The sequence below is a fragment of the Ectothiorhodospiraceae bacterium BW-2 genome, from assembly GCA_008375315.1.
Classification (GTDB): Bacteria; Pseudomonadota; Gammaproteobacteria; order Thiohalomonadales; family Thiohalomonadaceae; genus BW-2.
In genome coordinates this window covers 589,566-613,804 of the sequence record CP032507.1, presented here as the reverse complement: position 1 = coordinate 613,804, position 24,239 = coordinate 589,566, and the positions used below count along the sequence as shown (strand labels likewise).

The window sequence follows — 24,239 nt, the reverse complement described above, 5'->3', positions numbered from 1 at the left end:
GAATGGCAGTGACCGATACAGTCGCTGCACTAGCGCTATTGCCAGAGCAGCTCGCCCGCCATTGCAACGCGGCTAAACTGCCGTTTAAAAACTCCGACGAGCTGGAGGAGTTAATCGAGGTAGTCGGGCAGCGGCGGGCGATGGGGGCGATAGAGTTTGGCGTCGGGATGAAACACAAAGGGTTTAATCTCTACCTGATGGGGCCGACCGGTATGGGTAAACACTCAGTGATTCGCCGCTACCTCTCCCAAGTCGCCCCCAAACAGTCCAAGCCCACCGACTGGTGCTATGTCTATAACTTTGAGCAGATTCACAAACCCAAAGCACTGCGGCTGCGCCACGGCATGGGGGCGACATTTGCCGCTGACATGGCCCAATTTGCCACCGATTTAGGGAGCTCTCTGCCGGCACTGTTTGAGAGCAGCGGCTACCGAGAGCAGCTAGAGCAGTTAGAAGGTGAACTACAAAAGGAGCAGGAGCGTGCCTTTGATGCCATTTCGGCCCAAGCCGATGCTGAGGGAGTGCGGCTGTTTCGCACCCCTAGCGGCTTCGCCTTTGCGCCGGTGAAAGAGGATGAAGTCCTCACCCCCGAACGGTTTGCCGAACTGCCCCAAAAGCAGCAGCAGCGGGTCGAACGCACCATCGATACGCTACAAAACGATCTGCAGGGGGTACTACAACAGCTACCGGAGTGGCAGCGGGAGGCACGCGAGCGGATAGTGGCGCTCAATCGACAGATGGCAGAGCAGACCATCGCTCGACTGCTACAGCGGCTCCACAAGCGCTATAGGCGATGGCCCGATATTTTGCGCCATCTTGACGCAGTGCAGGCGGATGTTTTAGAGCGAATCGGTGAGTTTATTAGCGAAGAGGGGGGAGACGAAGAGTCGCCTGAGGCGCGGCGTAAGCGGCTGTTAAACCGCTATAAAGTCAATAATCTGCTCCACCATACTGACCTAGATGGCGCACCGGTTATCTACCTTGATAACCCGACCTTTACCAATTTAGTCGGCAAGATAGAGTATCAGGCACAGATGGGCAATCTTTTAACCGACTTTACCCTGCTCAAACCGGGGGCGCTGCACCAAGCGAATGGAGGGTATCTACTCATTGATGCCCATAAGCTACTCTCCAACCCCTACGCTTGGGAGGGGCTCAAACGGGCGCTCAATAGCAATCAGATTAAAATTGAGTCCCCCGATCAGATGCTAAGCGTCAATACCACCGTCTCGCTCGATCCGGAGGCGATTGAGCTACAACTGAAGGTGATTTTGCTAGGGGATCGCCAGCTCTACTACCAGCTCTTTAACTACGATCCCGAATTTGAGGAGCTGTTTCGAGTACAGGTCGATTTTGAAGAGGATCTACCCCGCAATGGCGATAATGTGATGCTGTTAGCGCGGCTGATCGCCTCAGTCGTGCGCAAGGAGGAGTTATTGACCATCGATGCTAGCGGCATTGCCGAACTAGTCGATTACGCCTCGCGCATGGTGGAAGATAGCCAAAAAATATCGATTCACATGCGCAATATTGCCGATCTGCTGCGCGAGGCCGACTACTCGGCTAGACGGCAGCGCAAAAAGCGGATTCGCCGTGAGACGGTACGGGAGGCGATAGCCCAGCGCTACTACCGTGCGGCCCGAGTGCAGGAGCATCTCGATGAGTCGATTTTACGCGGTGATACCCTCATTCATACCGAAGGGGAGGCGGTCGGGCAGGTGAACGCCTTAACGGTCTTAACCACCGGTGAGTATAGCTTTGGTCAGCCGGCACGAATTACGGCGACAGTTCACATGGGGGAAGGGAATGTGCTCGATATTGAGCGCGAGACCGAGCTAGCCGGATCGATTCACACCAAAGGGGTGATGATCGTAAGCTCCTTTTTAACCGCCCGTTTTGCGGCCGAAGGGCCGATACCGATCTCGGGGAGTCTAGTCGTTGAACAGTCCTATGGCGAGCTCGATGGCGATAGCGCCTCGGTAGCGGAGCTGTGTGCGCTAATTTCAGCGATTAGCGGTTACCCTATTAAGCAGTCGTTAGCGATGACCGGCTCGATGAACCAGTTTGGCCAAGTGCAGCCAGTTGGAGGGGTGAATGAGAAGATTGAGGGCTTTTTTCGGCTCTGCCAGCAGCGAGGTTTCACAGCCAGTCATGGCGTCATTATTCCTAAGACTAATGTGAAAAATCTAATGCTAGCTAGCGAAGTGATTGAGGCAGTTCGAGCGGGGCAGTTTGCGATCTATGCGATTAGCCATGTCGATGAGGCGCTAGAGCTACTGACCGGCGTCGTTGCCGGCAAGGCGGATCGTAACGGCCACTACAAGCGTAAATCGGTCAATGGGGCAGTGGTAGCACGGCTACAACGGTTGCAGCAGCTAAAGCAGTCGCTGCATGAGAGTGGGTAATGTTGAGGTAAGGCGATAGTATAGGTATGGGGCTTCTTCTCTCCTCACTGCTCTGGCCACTGAAGGGCCGAAATCTGCCGGTAGTGGTTCTGTTCGTAGTGATAGGCCTTATTGTCGATGAGCTAGCTTGGTCACTCCTTGCGGCTCTGCTACTGCTCTCGGGGTGGCACTATAAACAGCTACGGCTACTTATCGCTTGGTATCGCCACAGTCGGGCGAGCGAACCTCCCGATCTAGTGGGGGTATGGGATGAGCTAATGAGCTTTCTGCGCCGTAGTTATCGTAAGCAGCGACGGAGTATCAATCGGCTCCAAAAACAGACTCGCCGCTACCACCATATCTTTGAGGCGATTCCTAATGCGCTAGTGATTCTTAAAAACAACCATAACATCGTCTGGTTTAACGAGGCGGCGATGCGGCTACTAGGGATACGGCACAGCGATATCGGCCTACCGATTGAACACTTTCTGCGCTCTCCTGACTTTGTCGATTTTCTGGCCGATCCTAAAGAGCCAGTCATCCTTAAATCTCCAGTCGATAGCGCCTTTACCCTTAATATACAGCTATTTAAACTAAGTAAAAGACAGACCCTACTCATGGCGGAGGATATTAGCCACGCCCAGCGACTTGATCAGATGCGACGAGACTTTGTCGCCAATGTCTCGCACGAACTACGCACGCCGCTAACCGTGATTCACGGTTACCTAGAGGCGATGTCCGACTCGGCACCCGATGATGGCCAGAGACTCTACGCATGGCGCGAGGCGTTAATGTTAATGGGGCAGCAGAGTCAGCGCATGGGGCATATTATCGATGATCTGCTGCTATTATCTCAGCTAGATAACCACCAGTTAACCTACGACGAACATCTAGTTGACATACTACCCTTAGTTGAAAACCTCTACGACTCGCTGCTACCGCTCGCCGAGAGCAAAAATATCGAGCTGCGGCTCATTAAGGCGGTCACCAACTGCGACTGCCTCTATGGGAGTGAGCGGGAGCTATTTAGCGCGTTTTATAACCTAATTACCAATGCGATTCGCTATACTCCTGAAAATGGAGTGGTGATTCTCAACTGCCAACTCGACTACGAGACAGGACTTATCTTTTCGGTAGAGGATAACGGTATCGGCATTGAGGCGGATCATATTCCGCGTCTGACCGAACGCTTCTTTCGCGTCGATGTGGGCCGTTCGCGTGAGCTGGGGGGGACGGGGTTGGGGCTAGCGATTGTAAAGCATGTGTTAAATCGCCATAGCGCTGAGTTGAAAATTCGCAGCCAGCCGGGTAAAGGGAGCTGCTTTAGCTGCCACTTTTCTGCCGATAGATTGATTAATCTGTGTGAAGAGGATGGCTTAGAGGCGTTTCCATTGGCTGAACTTAACGACCCTTGATCTTGCGCGGAGTAACCTGCATTGATGGCACCTATTGCGACAGCGACTCGCTCTGACCTATTCGAACTCTTTCCTTGGGATAAAAATTTTGAGATTGGGATAGAGTCGATTGATCAACAGCACCAAGTGTTGGTCTCGATCTTAAACCAACTCGCCGCAGCGCTCATCGAATCGACCGAGGCGTTTGAGGTCGATTCGATACTGGACGAACTAGAGCGCTACGCCCTCTACCACTTTACTACCGAAGAGGCGATTTGGCAGCACCACTTCAATAGCGGTACCGAGCTGCTACAGCAGCACCTCCAGACCCATCAAAACTTTACCACCACCCTCATCGACCTGCGCAGGCAGCGGTGCCCCTCACTTGAGCGGATGCAACAGTTAGTTGAGTTTTTGACCAACTGGCTAGCGTTTCATATTCTCGATAGCGATAAACGGATGGTGCTGATGCTACAGCAGTTACAACAGGGGGAGGGACTAGAGGAGGCCATTCGCTTCACCAATCGCCAGATGGACGGAGCGATGCGGCAGCTCATTGAGGCGATCCTAAAGATGTATGCCACCCTCTCCTCGCGCACTATGGCGCTGCTACGGGAGAAACATCTGCGCCAAGGGGCTGAACAGCAGGCCTCCCGCTATCAGCATCAGCTATGGCGTGAGGGGGTCACCTCGACCCTGTTAAGGCTAGCGACTAGCTCAGATTCGCTAGAGCAGGTATTATCTCAGGCGCTGCAACAGATTTTATCTCTCGGCCACTACCAGCTAGAGCATAAGGGGGCTATCTTTCTACTTAATGCTGCGGGCAAGCTGGAGATGGTGGCGCAACACCAGCTTAGCGAAGAGCTGCAACAGCGCTGCCAAACGATCGAGATAGGGGAGTGTCTCTGCGGCCAGGCGGCTGAGGGACGGGTGGTATTTGCTAGCCATCTGAATGAACACCACCCGATTCGCCTAGAACAGATGAGCGACCATGGCCACTACTGTGCCCCCATCTCCTATCGTGATAGGGTGATAGGGGTGCTCAACCTCTATCTACCAGTAGGTCACCGGCAGAGCGTAGAGGAGGAGCGCTATATTGTTGCGATCACCGATACGCTCGGGTTTGTTATCAACTATCTACAGACCGACACTAGCCTAAAGAGCGCGTTAGAGCGCATGAGCTTGGCAACCGATGCGGCTCAAATCGGGATCTGGGAGACCCATCTGCAACAGCAACAACTGATCCTAGATGAGCGGATGAACCTTATCTACGACTACCAACCGCCCCGCCATCGACTCTCATTTCAGCAGTGGCTGCGCTCTGTGGTGGTGGAAGATCGCGATATTGTCCTTGAGGCGTTAACCGATGCGAGCCGTGGTAAAAGCCCACACGGATGCGTGTTTCGGATTCAGACCCAAAGCGGTAAACTGCGTTGGATAGAGGCCAACTTTATCGCCTTCTATAGCGAGCATGGCGAGCTGCAACGACTGGTCGGAACCAATGTCGATGTGACCGAAGTGAAGCAGGCTTACGCCTCACTGTCGCAGAGTGTCAGCCAGCTCAATGAGGCGCAACGGTTGACCAAAATCGGTAGCTGGATGCTGGAGCACCGTACTGGTCACCTGAGTTGGTCGGAGGAGATCTATCGCATTTTCGAGATCGAACCGACCGCCTTTACCGCCTCGTATGAGGCCTTTTTAGCGATGATTCACCCCGAGGATCGACAGCAGGTAGATCAAGCCTTTACCGCTTCGCTCGACCTCCACCGTCCGTATGAGATCGAACACCGGCTGCTCATGGCCGACGGGCGAGTGAAGTATGTTTATGAGCGGGGGATAACTCGCTATAACCACAATGAGCAGCCCGTGGTAACTAACGGTACGGTGCAAGATATTACCGAACGCAAGCAGCAGGAGATGGCGCTGCGCCAGAGTGAGCAGCGCTACCGGGCCTTTTTGGATATTGTGCCGACCTCGCTCATTACGGTGAATCAGCAGGGAAAGATTACCGAAATTAACCAGTATCATATCTCCCATATCGGCAACAACCTCCAATCGAAGGGGGCCTATTTGGGGCATCGCATCGATCAACACCCCTCCGTTGTTAGCGCCGGCCTAGCAAAGAGTTATCGTAGAGTACTGCAAGGGGAGCCGCTTGACCTACAAGATGTCAACTTTCCGCTAACTACCGGTGGCAAGTCGCGCATCTTTAACATCAAAGGGACGCCGCTCATTGTTAATGGGACGGTGGTCGGGGCGATCTTTGTGCACGAAGATGTCACCGAACGGGTTAACTATCAACAAAATCTACAGCGCGAGGTAGAGGCACGAACCGAAGAGTTACGGTTAGCCAAAGAGGAGGCTGAGGCGGCTAGTCGCGCTAAATCGGACTTTCTCGCCAGCATGAGCCACGAAATTCGCACCCCGATGACGGCGATCCTCGGCATGACCCGACTCGCACTCAAGAGCGGACTTCCCCCACGGCAAGCCAACTATATTCGTAAAACCTACAGTTCGGCCGAGAATCTACTCGGCATTATTAACGATATTCTCGACTTCTCCAAAATTGAGGCGGGCAAGCTGGAGCTAGAGCAGGTGAGCTTTCAACTCAATGAGGTGATTGGGAATACCCTCAATTTAGTTAAATTTAAGGCCGAAGAGCGTAGCATTATGTTGGCGATTAAGATCGAGCCGAGGATGTCGTTTCGATATGTCGGCGATCCGCTGCGGCTGACCCAAATTTTGACCAACCTAGTCTCGAATGCGGTGAAGTTCAGCCATGATGGCGATACCGTCACTATCCACATCGCCTCAGAGCAGCCGCCGCAGGATGAGCGAGTTTGGCTCCACTTTGCCATTGAGGATCACGGTATCGGTATTGAGGCCGAGCAGCTACAGCGGCTGTTTCAGTCATTCTCCCAAGCCGAGAGCTCCACTAGCCGTAAATATGGCGGTTCGGGGCTAGGGCTGACCATTGTACAGCGGCTGGCAGCGCTAATGCAGGGGCGGGTTTGGGTAGAGAGCGAACCCGATAAGGGCTCAACCTTTCATGTCGTAGTGGGGCTATTGGTACCAGATGAGTCGAAACCGGCACCGCTAAGTGGCGAGCAGGAGCGGGAGCAGCAGCTACACGAGGCGCTGCAACGCTTGCAAAACCGGGCCATTTTACTGGTAGAGGATAATGAGATGAACCGAGAGCTGGTGTACGATATCTTTGCCGATGAGGGGATCGCTATCGATAGCGCCACCAATGGTGCCGAGGCGCTGACCCAGCTGCAGCAGCGCAAGTACGATATTATCCTAATGGATTGCCAGATGCCGGTGATGGATGGCTACGAGGCGACGCGGCGGATTCGGCAGCAGCGGCAGTGGGACTCGGTGGTGGTGATCGCCTTGACAGCCAATGTTATGCAGCAGGAGATCGACCGAGTCCTAGCGGTGGGCATGAGTGACCATATCCCCAAACCGTTTGATCCAGAACAGATGTTTATTACCCTAGCTAAATGGGTAGAGAGAAAGTAGCAGCAGATCTGCTATCGCCGGTAAGAGTTTGGTAATATGCCGCCCCTTTACACCCACTGATTAGGATTGGCAATGAAATTTGTAGATGAGGCGACCATTAGCGTCACCGCCGGTAAAGGCGGCAATGGTTGTGTCAGTTTTAGACGGGAGAAGTATATCCCTTTTGGCGGCCCCGATGGCGGCGATGGCGGCGATGGCGGCTCTATCTATGTTGTCGGTGATAGTAATCTCAATACCCTAGTCGATTTTCGCTACCAAAAGCGGTTTCGGGCAGACAATGGTCAACCGGGGCGGGGGCGTAATCAGACCGGCAAGGGGGGAGATGACTTAACTATTCCGATGCCGATCGGCACTTTAGTCTATGATGAAGAGAGTGAAGAGCTACTAGCCGACCTTATCGACGAGGGGGTGGCGATTAAGATTGCCCAAGGGGGGTTTCACGGCCTCGGCAATACCCGCTACAAGAGCAGCACCAATCGCGCTCCAAGACAATCCTCCCCGGGGAGTGAGGGCGAAGTGCGCCAGCTGCGGCTAGAGCTTAAAGTGCTGGCCGATGTCGGGCTACTCGGGCTACCTAATGCGGGTAAATCGACCCTCATTCGGGCCGTCTCTGCCGCCCGCCCTAAAGTGGCCGACTATCCGTTTACCACCCTCTATCCCAATTTAGGCGTCATCTCCATTGAAGCGCACCGCAGCTTTGTGATGGCCGATATTCCCGGGCTTATCGATGGCGCTGCTGAGGGGGCCGGGCTTGGGATGCAGTTTCTGCGCCACCTATCGCGTACCGGACTGCTGCTCCATCTGGTCGATATGGCCCCTGTCGATGGTAGCTCTCCCCTCGCGGCCTTTCAGACGATTGAACGAGAGATAGAGCACTACAGCGATGAGCTGTTGCAAAAACCGCGCTGGCTAGTTCTAAATAAGATCGATCTCCTGTTACCAGAAGAGCGCCAGTCGGTGTGTGAACAGCTAGTAGATAGTCTCGGTTGGCAGGGGCCAGTCTGGCCACTATCGGCGCTCGCGCAAGAGGGAACAAGGGAGCTAATGGCCGCGATTATGCTCTATCTGGAGCAGCAGCGCGATCTTGAGGGGGCCGATGTTTAACCGTTCTCAACTCTCCCAGCAGCGGCGCTGGGTTATCAAGATAGGCAGCGCCCTCTTAACCAACGATGGTCAGGGATTAAATCAGGCGGGTATCGCCATCTGGGTCGAGCAGATAGTGGCGCTGCGACAACAGGGGCTTGAGGTAGTCCTGGTCTCCTCCGGTGCGGTCGCAGAGGGGATGCGCCGTCTAGGGCTGACTCAACGCCCTAAAGCGCTCCACCGTTTACAAGCGGCAGCGGCTGTGGGGCAGATGGGACTGGTGCAGTGCTATGAGAGTAATTTTCACCACTATGGCTACCACACTGCCCAAATATTGTTAACCCACGACGATCTCTCTAACCGAGAGCGCTATCTCAATGCTCGTTCGACCCTGCGTACCCTGATAGAGATGGGGGTGGTGCCGATTGTGAATGAAAACGACACGGTGGTGACCGATGAGATCCGTTTTGGCGATAACGATACCCTCGCGGCTCTAGTTGCTAACCTAATTGAGGCGGAGCTTTTAGTCATTTTGACCGATCAGGCGGGGATGTTTAGTGCCGATCCGCGCCAAAATCAAGAAGCAACACTGATAGAACAGACGCCGGTTAACGCCCCCGAACTAGAGATTATGGCTTCCGGTAGTGGCGGTGCGCTCGGACGGGGCGGTATGTTGACTAAGGTACGAGCGGCGCGACTCGCCTCCCGCTCCGGCAGTGCAACGGTGATTGCCGCAGGGAGAGAGGAGGATATCCTGCTCAAACTGCGTCGCGGCGAATCGACAGGGACGCTCTTTATCCCCGACACCGAACCGTTAGCGGCTCGCAAGCAGTGGTTACTAGGCCATCTGCGCGTTAAAGGGCAGGTACGGCTCGATCAGGGGGCTGAGCGGGTGTTACAACGAGAGGGGCGCAGCTTGCTCCCCGTTGGCGTTACCGCCGTAGAGGGGCGATTTGAGCGGGGGGATATCGTCGCTTGTCTCAATCTAGCAGGAGAGGAGATTGCTCGGGGGTTGATTAACTATAGCAGCGAAGAGACCGCCAAAATTGCCGGCCACTCTAGTGGTGACATTGGGTCGATTCTCGGTTATGTTGACGAACCAGAGTTAATTCATCGTGATCAGATGGTTCTAATTTGACGACAAACAACAGGAGAGCAGGGTGACCAAACAGCATCGAGTAGGTATTTTAACCGCCGGTGGCGACAGCCCGGGTCTGAATGCCGCCATTCGTGGGGTCGGCAAGAGCGCCTGTGGTAGCTATGGAATGGAGCTTATCGGCTTTCGTGACGGCTTTCGTGGCCTGATAGAGAACCGCACCCTAGCGCTGCAGAGCAGTAACTTATCGGGGATATTAACCCTTGGCGGCACTATTCTCGGCACCAGTCGCGACAAACCGCACCGAATGCAACTGGAGGGCAAAACGGTCGATATGACCGATACCATTGTCGAGGTCTATGAGCAGAATCGGCTCGACGCCTTAGTCTGTCTTGGCGGCGGGGGGACGCAAAAAAATGCGCTGCAGCTACATCACAAGGGGCTGCGAGTGCTGACCCTACCCAAAACCATCGATAATGATGTCGCCGGCACCGATACCACCTTCGGATTTGACACCGCCTTAGGGATTGTGACCGATGCGATTGATCGGCTCCACAGCACCGCCCATAGCCACCACCGTATTATTGTGGTCGAAGTGATGGGTAACCGTGCCGGTTGGTTAACGCTAGGTTCGGGCATCGCTGGGGGAGCCGATGTGATTCTCCTCCCCGAGATTCCCTACCACATTCAGAGCGTCGCCGATGCGATTTTAGATCGGGTCAAAAGCGGTAAAAACTTCAGTATCGTCGCGGTCGCCGAGGGGGCGATGTCGGTAGAGGAGCAGCATCGACTACAACAAGCAAAGGCGCAGAAGCAGGACGCGGCCACCAAACCGGAGCGAAAAAAGGCCAAGGCGTGGCTAGCCGCGCTCGAAGAGGGGATGGGCGAACACACTCTGCGGGTAGCGCAGCAGCTCGAATCGCTAACCGGCCTAGAGGCGCGAGTGACTATTTTAGGCCACTTGCAACGGGGAGGGACTCCCTCGGCGGCCGATCGACTCCTCTCCACCCGTTTAGGCACCGCCTGTAGCGACTATATTCACCAAGGGCTTGGGGGGGTGATGGTGGCGGCCCGTGGTGACCGAGCCGAAGCGGTCGCGCTAGAGGAGGTGGCCGGAGAGAAGAAGATTGTCCCGATAGACCACCCTTGGATTGAGAGTGCTCGTCGGGTTGGAACCTGTTTTGGTGACTAACTGAGGGAATACAACTGAGGCAATACAGAGAGCAGTAACATGGCTAAATCGATAGATAGTGATAGATTAGATAGAGTAGTGCTTGATGCTCGGCGTCAAGCGGAGGAGCGACAGAAGGGGTATCGTGAACAGGCGCTAAAAATGTATCCTTGGATCTGCGGTCGCTGTAGCCGTGAATTTGATCGCACCAACCTATCGCAGCTGACGGTACACCACCGCGATCATAACCACGACAACAATCCGCCCGACGGCAGTAACTGGGAGCTACTCTGCCTCTACTGCCACGATAACGAACACCAAAAACAGCTCGAAGCGGGGAGTGGTGGTGTGAGCCTCGCGGGGGAGGCGAGCGGCCCGGCAACCTTTAACCCCTTCGCCGATCTTAAATCGATGTTGGCGCAGAAAAAATAGCGCATTAAGACCAAATCCCTTTTGTGCCAGAGAGCTGAATCGATTAGAATAGTGCCCGTCATCACATCGTGCCCGTAGCTCAGTCGGATAGAGCAACGGCCTTCTAAGCCGTGGGTCAGGGGTTCGAATCCTCTCGGGCGCGCCAAATAAATCAATGCTTTAGTGAACCGGCACAATTAACCCAAAATTTCGGGCTAAGGCCGGGCTAAGGTTCAAATGCAATTTAGGGGAGTTTGAGGGAGTTTTCGGCGCAATAGCCCCCTTCTTTTCTCTCGGCAGCTACTCGTCAAAAAGGGAGCCGATGGCCTTTTTCGCCTCAGCGATGGCGTGATCCCAGCCGCCCGTCTCCTCGACCAGCTCGTCTATTGCTCTAATCACCTGTTTATAGTCATTCCATGTTGGCGACTCGTAATTTTCTATAAAATAATAGTCGCCGTCGGTTATTAATACTCTCTCGCCTCCTTCCAAATGCACCAGCACCTCGCTGTTGGTTAACTCAAAATAGCTCTCCACGCGAAAATGGTGCCCAGGCCTCATGCAGTCTTCGTGTAGAATATCAGCATTTACTAAAGCAATTATGCCGTTTCGGATTTCGTAATATAAAAAAACCCTTGTACCGCCTGCCTCGTTATCAATAAAGTTTGCAACGACCCGCGTCCCGCTTGCTGTGAATTCTCTGTCTGTCTTAATCATGTGTCTCCGATCCTGTCTGCCGTTTTGCTATCAATAAAGGCTCACACTTTGCCGCTTTGCTGCTGCCTCACGGCCTCCAGCCACTGCTCCTGTGTCTCAAATATTGGCGGGATTATAGCCACGCCTGTCGGCTGGTGATTGCCTTCGGTGTCAGTGTGGCACGATTTAGCCGGTGCATCTAGCCCGGTTAGCTTTGCCCGGCGCTCCATGATCTTTAGCACTCTGTCGATAGCCTTTAGATTCCCTTCTGCCGCTTCAATAAAAATCGCTACCTGTAACCGTTCCAGCCGCGCCAGCTCCAAAGTGACAAGTTCGCTAATCGTCTCCTGTTGCTGGTTTCGGTACTCTGCCAGCGTCTTTTTTATGTGCCGGTGTGCGGTTGTGGTCGATATACCAAGAATTTGCCCGATTTCGGCTAATGTTTTACCGGCCAGCCGTAATTTAAGAACGGCCGCCCGTGTTTCGGCTGTGGCGATCTGTTTGGCCGATGTGCTGATTTTAGCCACTTTTTACCCCTCTATTACTTTTCATAGATAACCCTGTAATTTCGTTCTCTGTAAACGGTCAGCCGCTTTTTAAGGCTCGATCCAGCAAAGCCACAATCGTCTGCCAAGTCCGCAATAAAACCTTTCTGCTTACCCTGTGCCGGTCGAATAACGCGCCCTATAGCCTGTAATAGCCGCCCTTTGCCGCTTAACGGTGTCGCCAATATCAAAGCCTGCCAGCCGCTAATATCCACGCCTTCACCCAACAGGCCAGTCGTGCCAATGGTCAATGGCGCTCTCTCTGCGGCCTGCATGGCATCGATGCGCTGCTGCTTGGGCAGTGTGCCGTGTAGCAGTAGCCCGCCGGTTAGCTCTGCCAATAGTTCAGCATGGCTCACTCTATCGGTTAGAATCAGGGTTTGCATCTTCTCTGCTGCGCCGGTAGCCAGCTCTGCAATTAATCTGTTTCTCTCGCTTGATCGGGTTATAGCGTCAATAAACTCTGCCCAGCTCTCAATCTGTCCGGGGTCAAATCCGGTTTTGAACACTTTAACCACTGCCGGAATGATGCCGCCTGCCGATTCCACTACGGCTTTTTCGATCTCTGCCAGCTTTGCGCCAATGTGGTTATAAACCATCTCCCTTAGTCCGTCCCGCCGCTCTGGTGTGGCCGATAGCCCATAGCGGTATTTTGCCGGTAGCCGGTCGATCACTTTGGCGAATGTGCCCGCCGCTATGTGGTGGCACTCGTCAACCAGTATCAGGCCAAAGGGCAGAGCCGTTAATCCGTCCAGCCGCTTTGATAGTGTCTGAATGGTGGCTACTGTCGCCACTTCCCCGATCTGCCACTTGCCGCCGCCAATGATGCCGATCTGTTCTGGTGCTAACCCTAAGCCATGCGCCAGCCGGTCACGCCATTGTGATAGCAGCTCTTTAGTGTGTACCAGAATTAGCGCTCTGTGGCCTCTGGTGGCGATTAACGCTATTCCTATGGTGGTTTTGCCTGCGCCGGTCGGGGCGACTATCACGCCGCTGTCATGGTCGCCAATCTGGTGCATAACCGCCACTTGGTAATCTCTCAGGCTGAAAGTCGGCTCTGGTATCGTTACAGGGTAACGCTGGCGCTGATCGTCAATCTCTGCTGGGGCAATCGGTAGGTGATGCAAACAGCCCCTCGGTAATATCACGCCATTGTCGGTTGTCGCGTAGTCCTCAATCTCTGGCTCGATGTGCCATGCCTGCCGTCCCTGCTCGATGGCCTGCTGATACTTTGGGTTTTTGTGGGTGTTGATTAGCCGCGCCAGCCGTTCAATCTCTGGTGGCGGGGTAATCAGCTCGATAGTGCCGGTTAATAGTGCCCTCATCTGTCAGCCTCCAAATCCAGCAGCCAAAGGTTAGCCGCTCTCCGGCTTGCGTTATCCTGCCTGAAGTCTATCGGCTCAAGCGCTGCGGCCTGTTCCCACTTCTGGCGGTACTGTTGCAGCAGCAGCTCTCGCCTCTGGCTATTAAGCCCCAATCGTTTGCACTGAGCATCAATGTAGCGCTTGTCATCTGCCAGTAGCGGCAAATCTGACAGCAACCGCTTAATCTGCTGTGGTATCGGCTCAAAAGGGACGATCTCTGCGGCAAAGGGGGCACCATCAGGGGTTAGGCTGTCTGGTGGTGTGTATTCAGCCCAATCATGCCAGCTCATATCGCCTCCATGCTCCAAAAGTCGCAACTGTCGCAAAAGTCGCAACGGTTAGCGCTTTTTGTTTTTCAGTCCATAACCCGTGCCGAATATTCAAAAATAAAATAAAATAAGTCTCAGAAAATGCCTTTATAGGGGAATTGCGACAGTTGCGACTTTTGCGACAGTTGCGACTGGGGAAAAATAAAATTGATAAGTCATTGAATAGTAAAGTTACCGCTTTCATTCTATTTCCCCCAAGAGTCGCGGAGCTGTTGCGACTCATTGCGACTTTTGGAGTCGTGCTTATAAACAGATTTATTTTCAAATAGTTGCGGGTTAAGCTCCAGCCACTTTTGTTTGCCGATTTTGAAAAGTCGCAAGTGCGACACCTCAGAATCAGCTAAAGTCGCCAGTGCAGCGTCGCGCGTCTTGGTGTTTCTGAGTGAATGAGGCCCGACCCATAAGATGTTTCTTAATGTCATCTTCCTATCAACCATGATCGGTTCGCCGTCCCTGCTTTTGTTGGGTGCTTCATTAACCAGCCATTGAGATAGCAGCTTTGCGTTGCGCTCGTCCTCTGGCTCAAAGCCTTTACCGAAAAAGACTAGCGCCTCGTTCAGATACCATCGGGCAATGACGCACCCGCGCTCCATATAGTCGGCGCTGATTTCGGTATCGTTGCCATAGTTGCCAGTTTCAAAAACCTGTAAGCAGGCAGCGATTCTTGCTGCGTTATCGGCAGACTTTGATGCAGCGTCTTTTAATAGTGCCAGCTCACCCATTGGTGCCAGCTCGCGCTCGATGTCGTTGTGGTACTTGCGCCACACTTGCCATGCTTCATGCGATAACCATGTGATCGGCAGATTCAGCTCGCCAGCCTCGTTAGTGTTCAGCGGTTGCTTTAGTATGTTCTCAATGCGGCTCTCAAACTGGCTCAACACACCAGAACGGCTAAAGCCAAGATCACCCGGTGCCAACGGTGGCCTGTCCTTGATAAACCGTGTTCCCATTGTCGATACCGGCTCTGTAATGAGTGCCCGCGCCAGCAAACCGATTTCACGACTACCGGCCTCCAGCAGCTTATCCATGATCAGCCGCTGAACCATAATTGAAGCGGTGAGCCTTATCCCTGAAACGGGGGGAGCGCTAACGGTCTTTCTTCGAGGTTTCCAAGAGCCACCATCCCAGAACACATTAAGCATCGCCATAAAGACAATCGCAGATTCAGCACTCATAGCCCGGCTGCCAATCAGCGTACCTCCCTCGGCAGTGCATACAGAGGCGCTTGGCCACCCCTCCCCAAGATGCGCCGCAATCGCCTCTGCTGTGCCTTCGGAGTAAAACAGATCGGGTAACGGGTCTATCTTGGGTTCGCTCACATCAAGAGCGGCTAACTCCTGCTGCATATCCTCTATCTTTTGCGCTGCGTCTGCATCGGCAGTCGCCGCCTTGCCTGCCAGCTTTTTAATATCGCTCTTAATGCCTGCGGTCTTTGCTTGCCATACTTCGTGCGCTGACTTTTGACGCTTATGGTCATCTATTCGGTTTTTGATTTCGGCCTTTTCCCAATTCTTAACCGCCTCATTAAAAGCGCTATCCGCTCTCGATTTACGCTCGCCTGATTCGGCAATGGTGAGAAAAAAAAGCGATACCGGCCCCGATAACCCTTTCTCTCTATCGCGCCCAACATCAGTTAGCCCCTGAACCGCTAAAGAAACGGTCGCTAATGCAGAGCTAACGATTAACGGTAGCGGTTGCCTGTTGTCCTTCTGGTGATCTAATACGGCCTGCTTAATGGTTTCAGGTAGCGCGTCAATAGGGAACTCGCCCCGATCCCATCGGCCACCAATCTCCCCCGGAGCAGGCCACTCATGAGCCTGTTGCTGCTTTATCTGGGTTATCTCTGCCGGTATCGGTGGCTGCTCGTCCGGTATGCCTGATAGCTCATCAAGCCAATGTGCGCCCTTTTCGGCGCTTCTGATTGCTGAGTTATCCATTGGTTAGCCTCCATGCCCTAAAGCCCGTAGAGCGCCGCTGATTCGGTTAAACGCTGGCTTTAGCCGCTGGCGCGATTCCATGCTTAACGCGCCGGTGTTGTGCAGTTCCAGAAGGGCTAGCTTAACCACAACCAGCTCGTTGACAATCGCCTGCAATACTTCGCTGGCAGGGAATTTTGCGCTCACTCTTGGGTGGTGGTACTGCGTCCAGTCTGGTTCAGGGAATAGATCGCTTAACTCCAGCCCTACCGCCCCGACAATCTCATCGGGGGAGCAGTCCGCAAAGCAGCGGATCAGAACCTTGCCGTTGGTTTCGGTTATCGCCAAGGAGGGGGATCTGTCATCGTGTGCAGGGCACTTTGCCAGCCATGAGTCCGGCTTGCTGCTGCGCCTTACGCCGTCCAGCCGGGAGAGTAGTTTTTCAGCGATCATAGCGTGCCACCCTCATCACTCAGCCGGTGAAACGCTACTGGCTTAGTACCGGGGGTTAACTGCTGGTATCGGGTAACAATGGGGTAGCCTTTGGCTTTAAGTACCGATACCACTTTACCCGGCGATAGCACAAATTTATGTTGTAGCTCTGCCGTGTTCAGCTCTCCATGCTGGCGCAATAGCTGTAACACTGTGAGCTGCTGAACCGAAAGCGGTGGCCGTTGCTGCTTTTTTGGCGCTGTATAAGTGATGGTTTCCATGATTCACCCCTCGATGATCTGCTGTACTTCGGCCAGTAGTTCATCAGCTAATAGCAGGCTCGATTCTATCGCTTCAGGGTTCGCGTCTTTAATGTCAGCCGCCATTAATAGTGCCAGCAATCCGCGCGATTGGTTAACACGCCGCTGTACGTGATCTCTGCTGTCGTCTCTGCTGTCGATAGTGTTACTCATCGCCGATCACCTCGCCATAATTGACACAAGCCATTCCGCGTGCATACCCAACAAGATCGCAATCACTCTCCACCACGGTTTTTGTCCGGTCGTTGGTGATGTAATAGCGCCCTAAATTGCATACCCAAACAGGGTTCCTGTTAACTCGCAGCCGCTCGCCATGCTTGGCGAGCTTGCGATTGATACGGCCAATAATGGCCTTTTTGGTGACGGTTTTAGGGGTATCTCTGCTGTCGATTGCGCTCATGCCGCACCTCCTGCCAAAGCATAGGCGATCTGTTCGCTGCTGCCGGTCGTGGTGCCGGTGACGGGTATCTGCTGCCGTTCCAATTCGGCCAATAGTAGCGCCAGCAATCCGCGCTCAATGGTGGCTGAATCGGTCAAGCCATGATCGGCTAGGTTGATGGTTCGCCGTCTTTCAGGCGCTAGTGTGGCGGGGTTTCGCATTGTGCGGTTCTCCTTTGTATCGAAGTTAACCGCCTTATCTGTCGCCAAACAGAAAGAGGCGGGACAATTACGGGTTGGCGAACCGGCTACAAAGGAAACCGGCCACTCCGGAGAGTGCCCATAACGCCCCGCCATAGAGCAAACAGCAGGCACAAAAAAAGCGCCCTGCTGTGTCTGTGGCGCTGTGCGCCTTTGTAGATTCCGGTCGCCAAACCGGGCTACCCGTTGAGGGGTAGCGCGATTACCATAGCTTACTCGCTGGCGCTGTGTCGATTCGGAAAAATCGAACGGTTGTTGTGATTCATCAGTTTTAACCGCATAATTGAAACACTGTTCTGCTGCTGCCTGCTCGACTGTTCTGGTCGGGTGGGTTGCTTCTTTCATGCTGTCTCCACTCGATTAGCCTGCATAAATCGCTCTATCTCTGCCGGGTCATATCTAACCGCTTTACCGATTTTGATATAAGCCAGATTCCGGCCATCCATGCGCCAGCGGGTTAATGTGTTGCGGTGAAGGTTCAGCCGGTCGGCTGCTTCGATTTCAGTTAATAGGCGTCTGCCTGCATCGGTGTAACTCATGTTCGATTCTCTCAACTGGTTTAATGGTTAACAGGGTTGTCCCTGTGCCTGTTGGTAGTATCGGGGAGTTGTGTTTTTATTTGTTCGGTAAAGGGGGTTTACCGATTCGGTAAACCTTTACCGAATAGACTATTTTGCTGGTGGTATATTTTTTGCTTTGAGTAATAGAGCCGCCAAAAACTCCTTGTCTGCTATAGCGCTGCCATCCTTTAATGGATAGTCTGCAATTAGCCAGTCAGCTACTGCATGACCTTTGCCGCTTACCCTGTCTCGCCAATCTATACCCTCTGCGTGATCGATAAGTGTGGCGATTATTTTAATATATGTGGCTTCAGTTTTATGGTGCAGTGTGTCTTTTGCTTGTGGTGTTGGTTTATCGGTCGCAAACTCAACAATTAACTGCTCTACATCAGCCTTATCAAGCACAAATTTAGCGTTATCGAATGTTAGATTGTTGGCAGAATTTTCTTTGTGCACCACGGAAAGCGGCCAAGTATCTTCTTCTGAGGGGTGACGACACACTCTAAGTACTGGCTCTCCAGAAAGATACAATAAATCAAACACTGTCAAGTCGCTGCGCAAAAGATAATATTTGCCTGTCGTCTTATGTGCGGTAGATTCCATTTCGCCAAAAGTGACTGGTTCGGTAACAAGCTGCTTTATTAACAAAACAGAAACCGGCAGCTTTCTGACGCTTACAATATGAATCAAATCTTCAACTGAAATACCGATAAGTTCAGCGGCTTCATTGATGGGATAGCAATCCCTGATTAGTTTGGTGATCATTGGTAACACTCTCCTTCAAAGGCGTTGCTCCTTCAAAAATAGGTGATAGCGTCAACGGTGAAGGAAACCGCTTTCGGGAGCTACCCTAGACGCTATCAAACTCGGTTAAATTCTTTGCCGCACTCCTGCCTGTTTAAGTATGGCGTTGGCGGTTGGCTTGGCTTTGATCGTGGTTGGTACGGTGAATCGCTTTTCTGATAACGGGCTTTGCCATATCTCATGGCTACCTTTGCCCTGCCTTACAAAAGTGCAGCCATGCGCCAGCAGTAGGGCTACCAGTTGCTTGTAAAGCGTTACGGCCATTAAGCAACCTGAGCCATAGTGGTTTGATGTTCAAACCGAATCTGGGTCGTTGCCGGGTCAAATGGCAAGCTGTTCAGTTCTGCCATTTCTGGCGCAACCTCCATGAACCTAGTCACTAAACCGTTGTAGCTTTCCGCTTCGGTAACGATGCCAAGCTGATCGCACTCGGCTACCCATGTGCCGTTATGCTTGGTCACTTCCACTATGATTATTTCGAGCTCTGTCTGCATGGTTGTACCTCTATAGTTACAGGTTGCGGTAAACCTCTCTGCGGTGCGCAACCCGGATAATCTCAATAATTAGTTGCTGGTTTTCGAAGGTGTAAATAATGCGGTAATTGCCTTGCCTGATTCGATAGTTATTCTCTCTGCCAGTTAGTTTCTTGTGACCGTTAGGGAGTGGGTTGATTTGTAATGCATTTATTGTGGTGATAATTTTGGCTATATCGGCTTTCGGGAGTCTCTTTAACTCCCTTTTGGCTCGGTTGTGCCAGCAAAGGCTATAAAAGGCCATTGGCTTTTAACTCTGCAATCACTTCTTCATGGGGAATCGTGGGCTCTCCTTTTTGGTCAGCTATTGCGGCCAAATCTTCCAAATCCTCCAGCAGTTCTTCGTAATCCTCAATGGAGAGAATAACCGACACTCTTTCGCCTGCTGCGTTAATGATAAATTGCGGTTGTGACTGCATGGTTGCGCCTCTTCTGTGTTATGGGGAGTATTCAGTAACCATTTTAGCCTCTCTGGTGGATTTGCACCACATTAGCGCCGGGGTTCACTCTCGCCATAATGTAGGCGCTGATTTTCTCTGTGGCCTCGCGTAAGGTTTCCATTTCGGTTCGGATATAGCCGCCGGTGACATCGTTGTCGGTGGTGTGGTTAACCAGCCGCTTAATAATGTAGTCGCCCACATTGGCCGCTGCTGCAATCGTCATAAATGTGCGCCTTAAATCGTGGGGGCTGAATGGCACCCCCCCTGAGTGTCAAGATACCCTGAGACCACCCCTGATGAGAAATGAATGTAGAATCAGGGGGGGCAACAGAGGAGATACACGATGCCCAAAGATACTACCGTTTTACCCTCCAACGAGGTTACCGACCCCGATGAAGAGAAGCGCTCCTACCGCAAATTTAGTGAGGAAGAGAAGCTTCGGATCCTAGCAGAAGCAGAGCAGTGCAAGGAGCCGGGTCAGCTAGGCGAGCTGCTGCGCAAAGAGCAGATCTACAGCTCCCATCTGACCAAATGGCGCCGACAACTGCAAGCACAGGGGCAGGCTGGCCTGAAAGGGAAACAGAGTGGTCGCAAACCGAGCCTAGACAAGCGAGATAAGGAGATAGAGCGTTTAAAGAAGGAAATTCAGCGTCTTAGCCAACGGTTACAGCAGACCGAAGGGGTGATTGCGCTCCAAAAAAAAGCCTTCAGCTTATTGGAGCAGATGAACACAGAGATAAGCTTATGAGATTAGTTGAAAAAGAGTGCCCCAGTTCGGTGAGCATAAGAGCCGCTTGCGATAGCCTAGCGCTCTCGCGTGCAGGCTACTACCGCCGACAGGCTCCGGTTGTCTCCCCCCGAGCGAGCCTTCCAAGACCCGTCGCAGCCAATGCGCTGAGTGAGGCAGAGAGGCAAGCCGTTCTGGGGCTTTTGAACAGCGAACGATTCTATGACCAACCTCCGGCAGAGATCTATGCTAGCCTGCTGGATGAAGGGAAATATTACTGTTCAATCAGTACGATGTATCGGATCCTTCGTGCTAATCAACAGACGGGAGAGCGGCGAGCTCAAAAACCGGCCAAATCACACGCTATCCCCCGATTACGGGCGACCCGCCCGAATGATGTTTGGACATGGGATATCACTAAGCTTCCCACCACAGAGCAGGGTAACTTCTTGAATCTCTATGTGGTGATGGATCTCTACAGCCGTTTTATTGTGGCTTGGATGGTCTCAAGGAAGGAGAATAGTGAGCTCTCCAAGCTGTTAATCAGTGACGCAGCGGCTCGCTATCGGGTCGCGCTCAGTGGCTTAACACTGCATCAGGATAGAGGTGTGCCGATGACCGCCAGAGGCTATCTCGACTTGATGGCCGAACTGGGGATCACCTGCTCCCACAGCCGTCCACGAGTCAGTAACGACAATCCGTTTAGCGAGAGTCAATTTAAAACACTCAAGCAACAACCCGATTATCCTCAACGATTGACAGGAGTTGACCATGCCAGAATATGGTTTAGTGACTATGTTGACTGGTACTGTTTCCACCACCACCATCGAGGGATTGCGTGGTTCACTCCAGAGCAGGTATTTACCGGTCGTTACAAGGAGGTTAGCGAGCAGCGTGAACAGGCGCTGAAGCAGGCCTATCAGCAGCATCCGAAACGCTTTATTCATGGTGAGCCCAAGGTTAAGCAACCCCCTACTGAGGTATGGATTAACCCCGCTCTACCGGAGGAGGGGGTGGGGTCGCTGGAGGTCAACTATCCAACCCTGAATAGAGCGAAGGAGAGATGAGTGACGGTGCCGCTAGTGGGTCTATCGTCGATGGCTTTAGCCGGTTGTGGTGGCTGAATGACAGAGCGTTATCCATAGCCCGCCCCCCGGAGACCCCCTTATTATCGTAGGGGGGCGGGCTGTGGGTAACGCGGTGCAGGAGGGAGGTTCCTAGATTAGGGGTTGCAGTTCGCCTTGCAGCTCCCCCTTGCTGAAGGGCTTGGCTCTTGCGGCAAAGGGCCATGAGGGTCATGTTCGCTCCTTGTTGCGTCATGACTCAACATAGGCGAAATTTACCGGTGAGGGCAGTGGCAATCACCGGCTAGATTTAGAGCTTTATTTTTTTAACAACTGGTCTCAAATTGCTTGACAGCTTCCGTACCCCTGGCAGGGCTAATGCCTCTTCCGGTAGCTCTAACTGTATCTGGTTCATGAGACCATCTCCCCGTTGTTGCCTTTTTGATACGACATAGTTACACAGCTTTTCCATGCACCGCCTTCACCTCCGCCAATAGATTACCAAACTTACCGTAGTTCACCTTAACCCCATCATCGAGATCAAGGCTAATGCGCCTATCGGCGTAGTGTTTGAGGTTGTCGTCAAAGGCGTTAAGTTCAATCTGCTTCTTCTCTAGTGCGGTGATGAGCTTTTTAATACGGCTCTTTTCGCTGGTGGTGTCGGCTTGATCCAGTTGGGTTTGGTAGTTTTGTAGTTGGTGGCTGTATTTACCGAGTAGCGGGGTGACATATTCGGTACGCATAATCGACAGGGTGCCTTCGTTGTAGCGATGTAGATAGACTAAGCACTCAAACGCTTTCTATTTTCTCCACCCTTATTAAAAGAAACCCATTTGATTTCGTTTTTATTTACTTTATCATCTAAATCAATACCTTCGCCAAAAAAATGAGGAGGGCGAGGGGCTAACTGTCCGGCATCGCCGTGGGTATTTTGTAACGAAAAAGGGAAGCGAATAGGAAGCGTCAGACGCAGTTTTTTAACTGCAGCAAGAAGAGCACAGATCGAGTTGCCGCCTTCGAAAGCTCTACTGCAACTTTATCACACTCGGCTATCACACTAACTCAGTTTTAGTAACAGGAGGAAAATCACTGTCAGTAAGTCACTGAATCAGATTAAGAAATTGGCTCCCCCTGCTGGACTCGAACCAGCGACATACGGATTAACAGTCCGGTGTTCTACCAACTGAACTAAGGGGGAGTGGCTTGTAAAGTTCGTGGATTGTATCTTTGCCGCTGCTGAATGTCAACAAAAAATCGAGTGTCTGGATAGGGATCACACCCCCAAATCGCCAAACCAGAGATCGGAGAGCAGCCTATCAACCGGGGCGTAGTTGTCGCGCAGTCTAGGCAGGCTCGTAAGGGGCGTAGCGCTCTGCTGTAACGGTTCGGTGATATTTAGCCACTGTCGGTTGAAGCCCCTTTGAGCTTGGAGGGTATCGGGAGCGGCATGACCAAGACTCGCCGAGATAACATAAGTCATGCGCTGTGGCTGGGCTGGGATCTCATCTAACCAGACATCAAGATAGCGAAATTGGCTGCTAAGAGTATTGAGCAGACTCTTCACTAGGCGTGGGTCGGGAAAGGCGTCAACGACATTCATGAGGTAGAGGCCGTCAGGGGTCAGTTTTGTTTTGACAAGCTCAAAGAACTCCTTGGTGATTAGGTGGTAGGGGATGGCGATATCGTGAAAGACATCGCCAATAATAACGCTAAAGTGATCATTGGGGTGGCGCAGTAGTGCTAGTCGGGCGTCACTATGTTCGATGTGCATGGCGCGGGGATCGAGATCCATCTTTTCGATAGCGACCTGAGTGACTTGGGGATCGAGTTCAGCGACATAGATCTCAGCTAACGGCTCTGTGGCGCTCACCGCTCTAGGCAGCGTATAGGCACCGCCACCGGCAAAGAACCAGCGCATTGTCGCCCGCTGAGCGGCGGGGAAGTGGTAGGTGACCAACTCATCCATTAGCTGAACATAGGGGGCGAGCAGTAGCGTCGGATCTTGGCGATGGTTGGTTCCATGTGCGAGGTGATCCAGAATCATCCCTCGCGCTGTTCCTAGTCCCGGGGGGAGCGGCTCATCGACAACTCGAATGCAGAAGTAGCTACTCTCTCGATCACAAGGGTTAGCGTAGCCGTCACGCCACTCAGTTAAGCCGACAATAAAGAGTAGCAGTAGCAGCAGCGATAGGAGCGTTTTATGGGCACGGTGGAGAAACGGTAGCGAGAGTAGCAGCAGTGCGGCCGAGGTGGCGATGAGTAGCGCACGAGTGCCAAAATATTGCACTAACCAGTAGCCGGCGGCGAAGGTGCCGGTAATACTTCCTAGCGCGGCAAGGGCGTGCATGGCTCCCAAAATGTGGCCGGTTTGGCTGCTAAGCCGTAGCGATAGGGTGGTTAATAGTGGGGTGATGATCCCTAGCAGCAGTGCCGGTAGAAAGAAGAGGGTGCCGACATAGAGAAAGGCGGCCGCAATAAGGCTAAGCGGCTGCTGCTGTAGGCGTGGGGCGAGCCAAGTTAACAGGAGTAGAGTGGCTAGCGATAGCAGGCCACTTAATCCGAGGGTTAGCCCCGCCTCCCTCACCCCGGCAGCGCGATCGGCCCAGACCCCCCCTATCCAGTTACCTAGCGCGAGTCCGGCGAGAATCACCCCAATGAGGGTAGTCCAGGTGTAGAGTGATACCCCCACATAGGGGGCGAGCAGCCGAGCGGCGACGATTTCGAGGATCATCAGTGCCGCCGAGGAGAGAAAGATAGTTAGGCCATAGCCATAGAGTCGGATAGAGTGGGTCATGATGTGTTAACTAGATTA

Annotated in this window: 27 protein-coding genes, 2 tRNA genes and 1 pseudogene; 10 read left to right on the top strand and 20 right to left on the bottom strand. The window is 52.9% G+C overall.

All coding sequences use genetic code 11. From position 1 onward, the window contains the following. The first annotated feature begins 2 nt into the window (after positions 1-2). From D5085_02835 to D5085_02800, 8 genes are all read left to right on the top strand, one after another. On the top strand, positions 3-2,405 hold the full coding sequence (locus D5085_02835) for an ATP-binding protein (GenBank protein QEP42166.1): 2,403 nt from the start codon (positions 3-5) through the stop codon (positions 2,403-2,405). Between the two features lie 26 nt (positions 2,406-2,431). Then, positions 2,432-3,799 (top strand): phosphate regulon sensor histidine kinase PhoR, encoded by a 1,368-nt coding sequence (phoR, locus tag D5085_02830; GenBank protein ID QEP42165.1) that lies wholly within the window; start codon positions 2,432-2,434, stop codon positions 3,797-3,799. A 24-nt stretch (positions 3,800-3,823) separates the two neighbouring features. Further along, positions 3,824-7,300 (top strand): response regulator, encoded by a 3,477-nt coding sequence (locus D5085_02825; GenBank protein QEP42164.1) that lies wholly within the window; start codon positions 3,824-3,826, stop codon positions 7,298-7,300. A 72-nt stretch (positions 7,301-7,372) separates the two neighbouring features. Further along, on the top strand, positions 7,373-8,404 hold the full coding sequence (obgE, locus tag D5085_02820; protein QEP42163.1) for a GTPase ObgE: 1,032 nt from the start codon (positions 7,373-7,375) through the stop codon (positions 8,402-8,404). After that, positions 8,397-9,521, top strand: a complete 1,125-nt coding sequence (locus D5085_02815) for a glutamate 5-kinase (GenBank protein ID QEP42162.1) — start codon at positions 8,397-8,399, stop codon at positions 9,519-9,521. The genes obgE and D5085_02815 overlap by 8 nt, the downstream gene beginning before the upstream one ends. A gap of 22 nt (positions 9,522-9,543) precedes the next feature. Then, entirely contained in the window at positions 9,544-10,671 is a 1,128-nt protein-coding gene (locus D5085_02810) for a 6-phosphofructokinase (protein QEP42161.1), read from the top strand. A gap of 39 nt (positions 10,672-10,710) precedes the next feature. Next, complete coding sequence (locus D5085_02805) at positions 10,711-11,082, top strand: HNH nuclease family protein (GenBank protein ID QEP42160.1); 372 nt, start codon at positions 10,711-10,713, stop codon at positions 11,080-11,082. 68 nt (positions 11,083-11,150) lie between these two features. After that, a tRNA-Arg gene (locus D5085_02800) sits at positions 11,151-11,227 on the top strand. Between the two features lie 134 nt (positions 11,228-11,361). Here the strand turns inward: D5085_02800 and D5085_02795 are convergent. The 17 genes from D5085_02795 to D5085_02715 form a co-directional block, all read right to left on the bottom strand. After that, positions 11,362-11,775: a hypothetical protein gene (locus D5085_02795; protein ID QEP42159.1), complete on the bottom strand. Its 414-nt coding sequence runs from the start codon at positions 11,773-11,775 to the stop codon at positions 11,362-11,364. Positions 11,776-11,816: 41 nt separating this feature from the next. Continuing rightward, on the bottom strand, positions 11,817-12,281 hold the full coding sequence (locus D5085_02790; protein ID QEP42158.1) for a hypothetical protein: 465 nt from the start codon (positions 12,279-12,281) through the stop codon (positions 11,817-11,819). 14 nt (positions 12,282-12,295) lie between these two features. Beyond that, positions 12,296-13,624: a DEAD/DEAH box helicase gene (locus tag D5085_02785; protein ID QEP42157.1), complete on the bottom strand. Its 1,329-nt coding sequence runs from the start codon at positions 13,622-13,624 to the stop codon at positions 12,296-12,298. Then, on the bottom strand, positions 13,621-13,953 hold the full coding sequence (locus D5085_02780; protein ID QEP42156.1) for a hypothetical protein: 333 nt from the start codon (positions 13,951-13,953) through the stop codon (positions 13,621-13,623). Before D5085_02780 ends, D5085_02785 begins: the two co-directional genes overlap by 4 nt. A gap of 224 nt (positions 13,954-14,177) precedes the next feature. After that, positions 14,178-15,929, bottom strand: a complete 1,752-nt coding sequence (locus D5085_02775; protein ID QEP42155.1) for a DUF3987 domain-containing protein — start codon at positions 15,927-15,929, stop codon at positions 14,178-14,180. Positions 15,930-15,932: 3 nt separating this feature from the next. Beyond that, positions 15,933-16,361: a DNA primase gene (locus tag D5085_02770; GenBank protein ID QEP42154.1), complete on the bottom strand. Its 429-nt coding sequence runs from the start codon at positions 16,359-16,361 to the stop codon at positions 15,933-15,935. Further along, positions 16,358-16,621 (bottom strand): hypothetical protein, encoded by a 264-nt coding sequence (locus D5085_02765; GenBank protein ID QEP42153.1) that lies wholly within the window; start codon positions 16,619-16,621, stop codon positions 16,358-16,360. The genes D5085_02770 and D5085_02765 overlap by 4 nt, the downstream gene beginning before the upstream one ends. A gap of 3 nt (positions 16,622-16,624) precedes the next feature. Further along, positions 16,625-16,813, bottom strand: coding sequence for a hypothetical protein (locus D5085_02760; protein ID QEP42152.1), 189 nt, complete (start codon positions 16,811-16,813; stop codon positions 16,625-16,627). Beyond that, positions 16,806-17,060 (bottom strand): hypothetical protein, encoded by a 255-nt coding sequence (locus D5085_02755; GenBank protein QEP42151.1) that lies wholly within the window; start codon positions 17,058-17,060, stop codon positions 16,806-16,808. The genes D5085_02760 and D5085_02755 overlap by 8 nt, the downstream gene beginning before the upstream one ends. Further along, entirely contained in the window at positions 17,057-17,644 is a 588-nt protein-coding gene (locus D5085_02750) for a hypothetical protein (GenBank protein QEP42150.1), read from the bottom strand. Before D5085_02750 ends, D5085_02755 begins: the two co-directional genes overlap by 4 nt. Continuing rightward, positions 17,641-17,838, bottom strand: a complete 198-nt coding sequence (locus D5085_02745) for a DNA-binding protein (GenBank protein ID QEP42149.1) — start codon at positions 17,836-17,838, stop codon at positions 17,641-17,643. Before D5085_02745 ends, D5085_02750 begins: the two co-directional genes overlap by 4 nt. 129 nt (positions 17,839-17,967) lie before the next feature. After that, entirely contained in the window at positions 17,968-18,624 is a 657-nt protein-coding gene (locus D5085_02740; GenBank protein ID QEP42148.1) for a hypothetical protein, read from the bottom strand. Positions 18,625-18,729: 105 nt separating this feature from the next. Then, on the bottom strand, positions 18,730-18,927 hold the full coding sequence (locus tag D5085_02735) for a type II toxin-antitoxin system HicA family toxin (GenBank protein QEP42147.1): 198 nt from the start codon (positions 18,925-18,927) through the stop codon (positions 18,730-18,732). After that, entirely contained in the window at positions 18,927-19,157 is a 231-nt protein-coding gene (locus tag D5085_02730) for a DUF1902 domain-containing protein (protein ID QEP42146.1), read from the bottom strand. The genes D5085_02735 and D5085_02730 overlap by 1 nt, the downstream gene beginning before the upstream one ends. A 16-nt stretch (positions 19,158-19,173) precedes the next feature. Beyond that, complete coding sequence (locus tag D5085_02725; protein QEP42145.1) at positions 19,174-19,440, bottom strand: type II toxin-antitoxin system RelE/ParE family toxin; 267 nt, start codon at positions 19,438-19,440, stop codon at positions 19,174-19,176. Beyond that, a complete protein-coding gene (locus D5085_02720; protein ID QEP42144.1) occupies positions 19,427-19,615 on the bottom strand; it encodes a hypothetical protein in 189 nt (62 codons plus the stop codon). Before D5085_02720 ends, D5085_02725 begins: the two co-directional genes overlap by 14 nt. 43 nt (positions 19,616-19,658) lie before the next feature. After that, positions 19,659-19,859 (bottom strand): hypothetical protein, encoded by a 201-nt coding sequence (locus tag D5085_02715; protein ID QEP42143.1) that lies wholly within the window; start codon positions 19,857-19,859, stop codon positions 19,659-19,661. A 120-nt stretch (positions 19,860-19,979) separates the two neighbouring features. On the opposite strand from D5085_02715, the gene D5085_02710 reads away from it, so the two are divergent. Together D5085_02710 and D5085_02705 are read left to right on the top strand one after the other, a co-directional pair. Further along, positions 19,980-20,384, top strand: coding sequence for a hypothetical protein (locus D5085_02710; GenBank protein ID QEP42142.1), 405 nt, complete (start codon positions 19,980-19,982; stop codon positions 20,382-20,384). Then, positions 20,381-21,430 (top strand): IS3 family transposase, encoded by a 1,050-nt coding sequence (locus tag D5085_02705; GenBank protein QEP42141.1) that lies wholly within the window; start codon positions 20,381-20,383, stop codon positions 21,428-21,430. The genes D5085_02710 and D5085_02705 overlap by 4 nt, the downstream gene beginning before the upstream one ends. Positions 21,431-21,882: 452 nt before the next feature. Here the strand turns inward: D5085_02705 and D5085_02700 are convergent. The 3 genes and pseudogenes from D5085_02700 to D5085_02690 all read right to left on the bottom strand — a co-directional run bounded on the left by D5085_02700 (position 21,883) and on the right by D5085_02690 (position 24,221). After that, positions 21,883-22,233: pseudogene (locus D5085_02700) on the bottom strand (hypothetical protein). A 316-nt stretch (positions 22,234-22,549) separates the two neighbouring features. Next, positions 22,550-22,625, bottom strand: a tRNA-Asn gene (locus D5085_02695). A 75-nt stretch (positions 22,626-22,700) separates the two neighbouring features. Then, entirely contained in the window at positions 22,701-24,221 is a 1,521-nt protein-coding gene (locus tag D5085_02690) for a hypothetical protein (protein QEP42140.1), read from the bottom strand. Positions 24,222-24,239 lie beyond the last annotated feature (18 nt).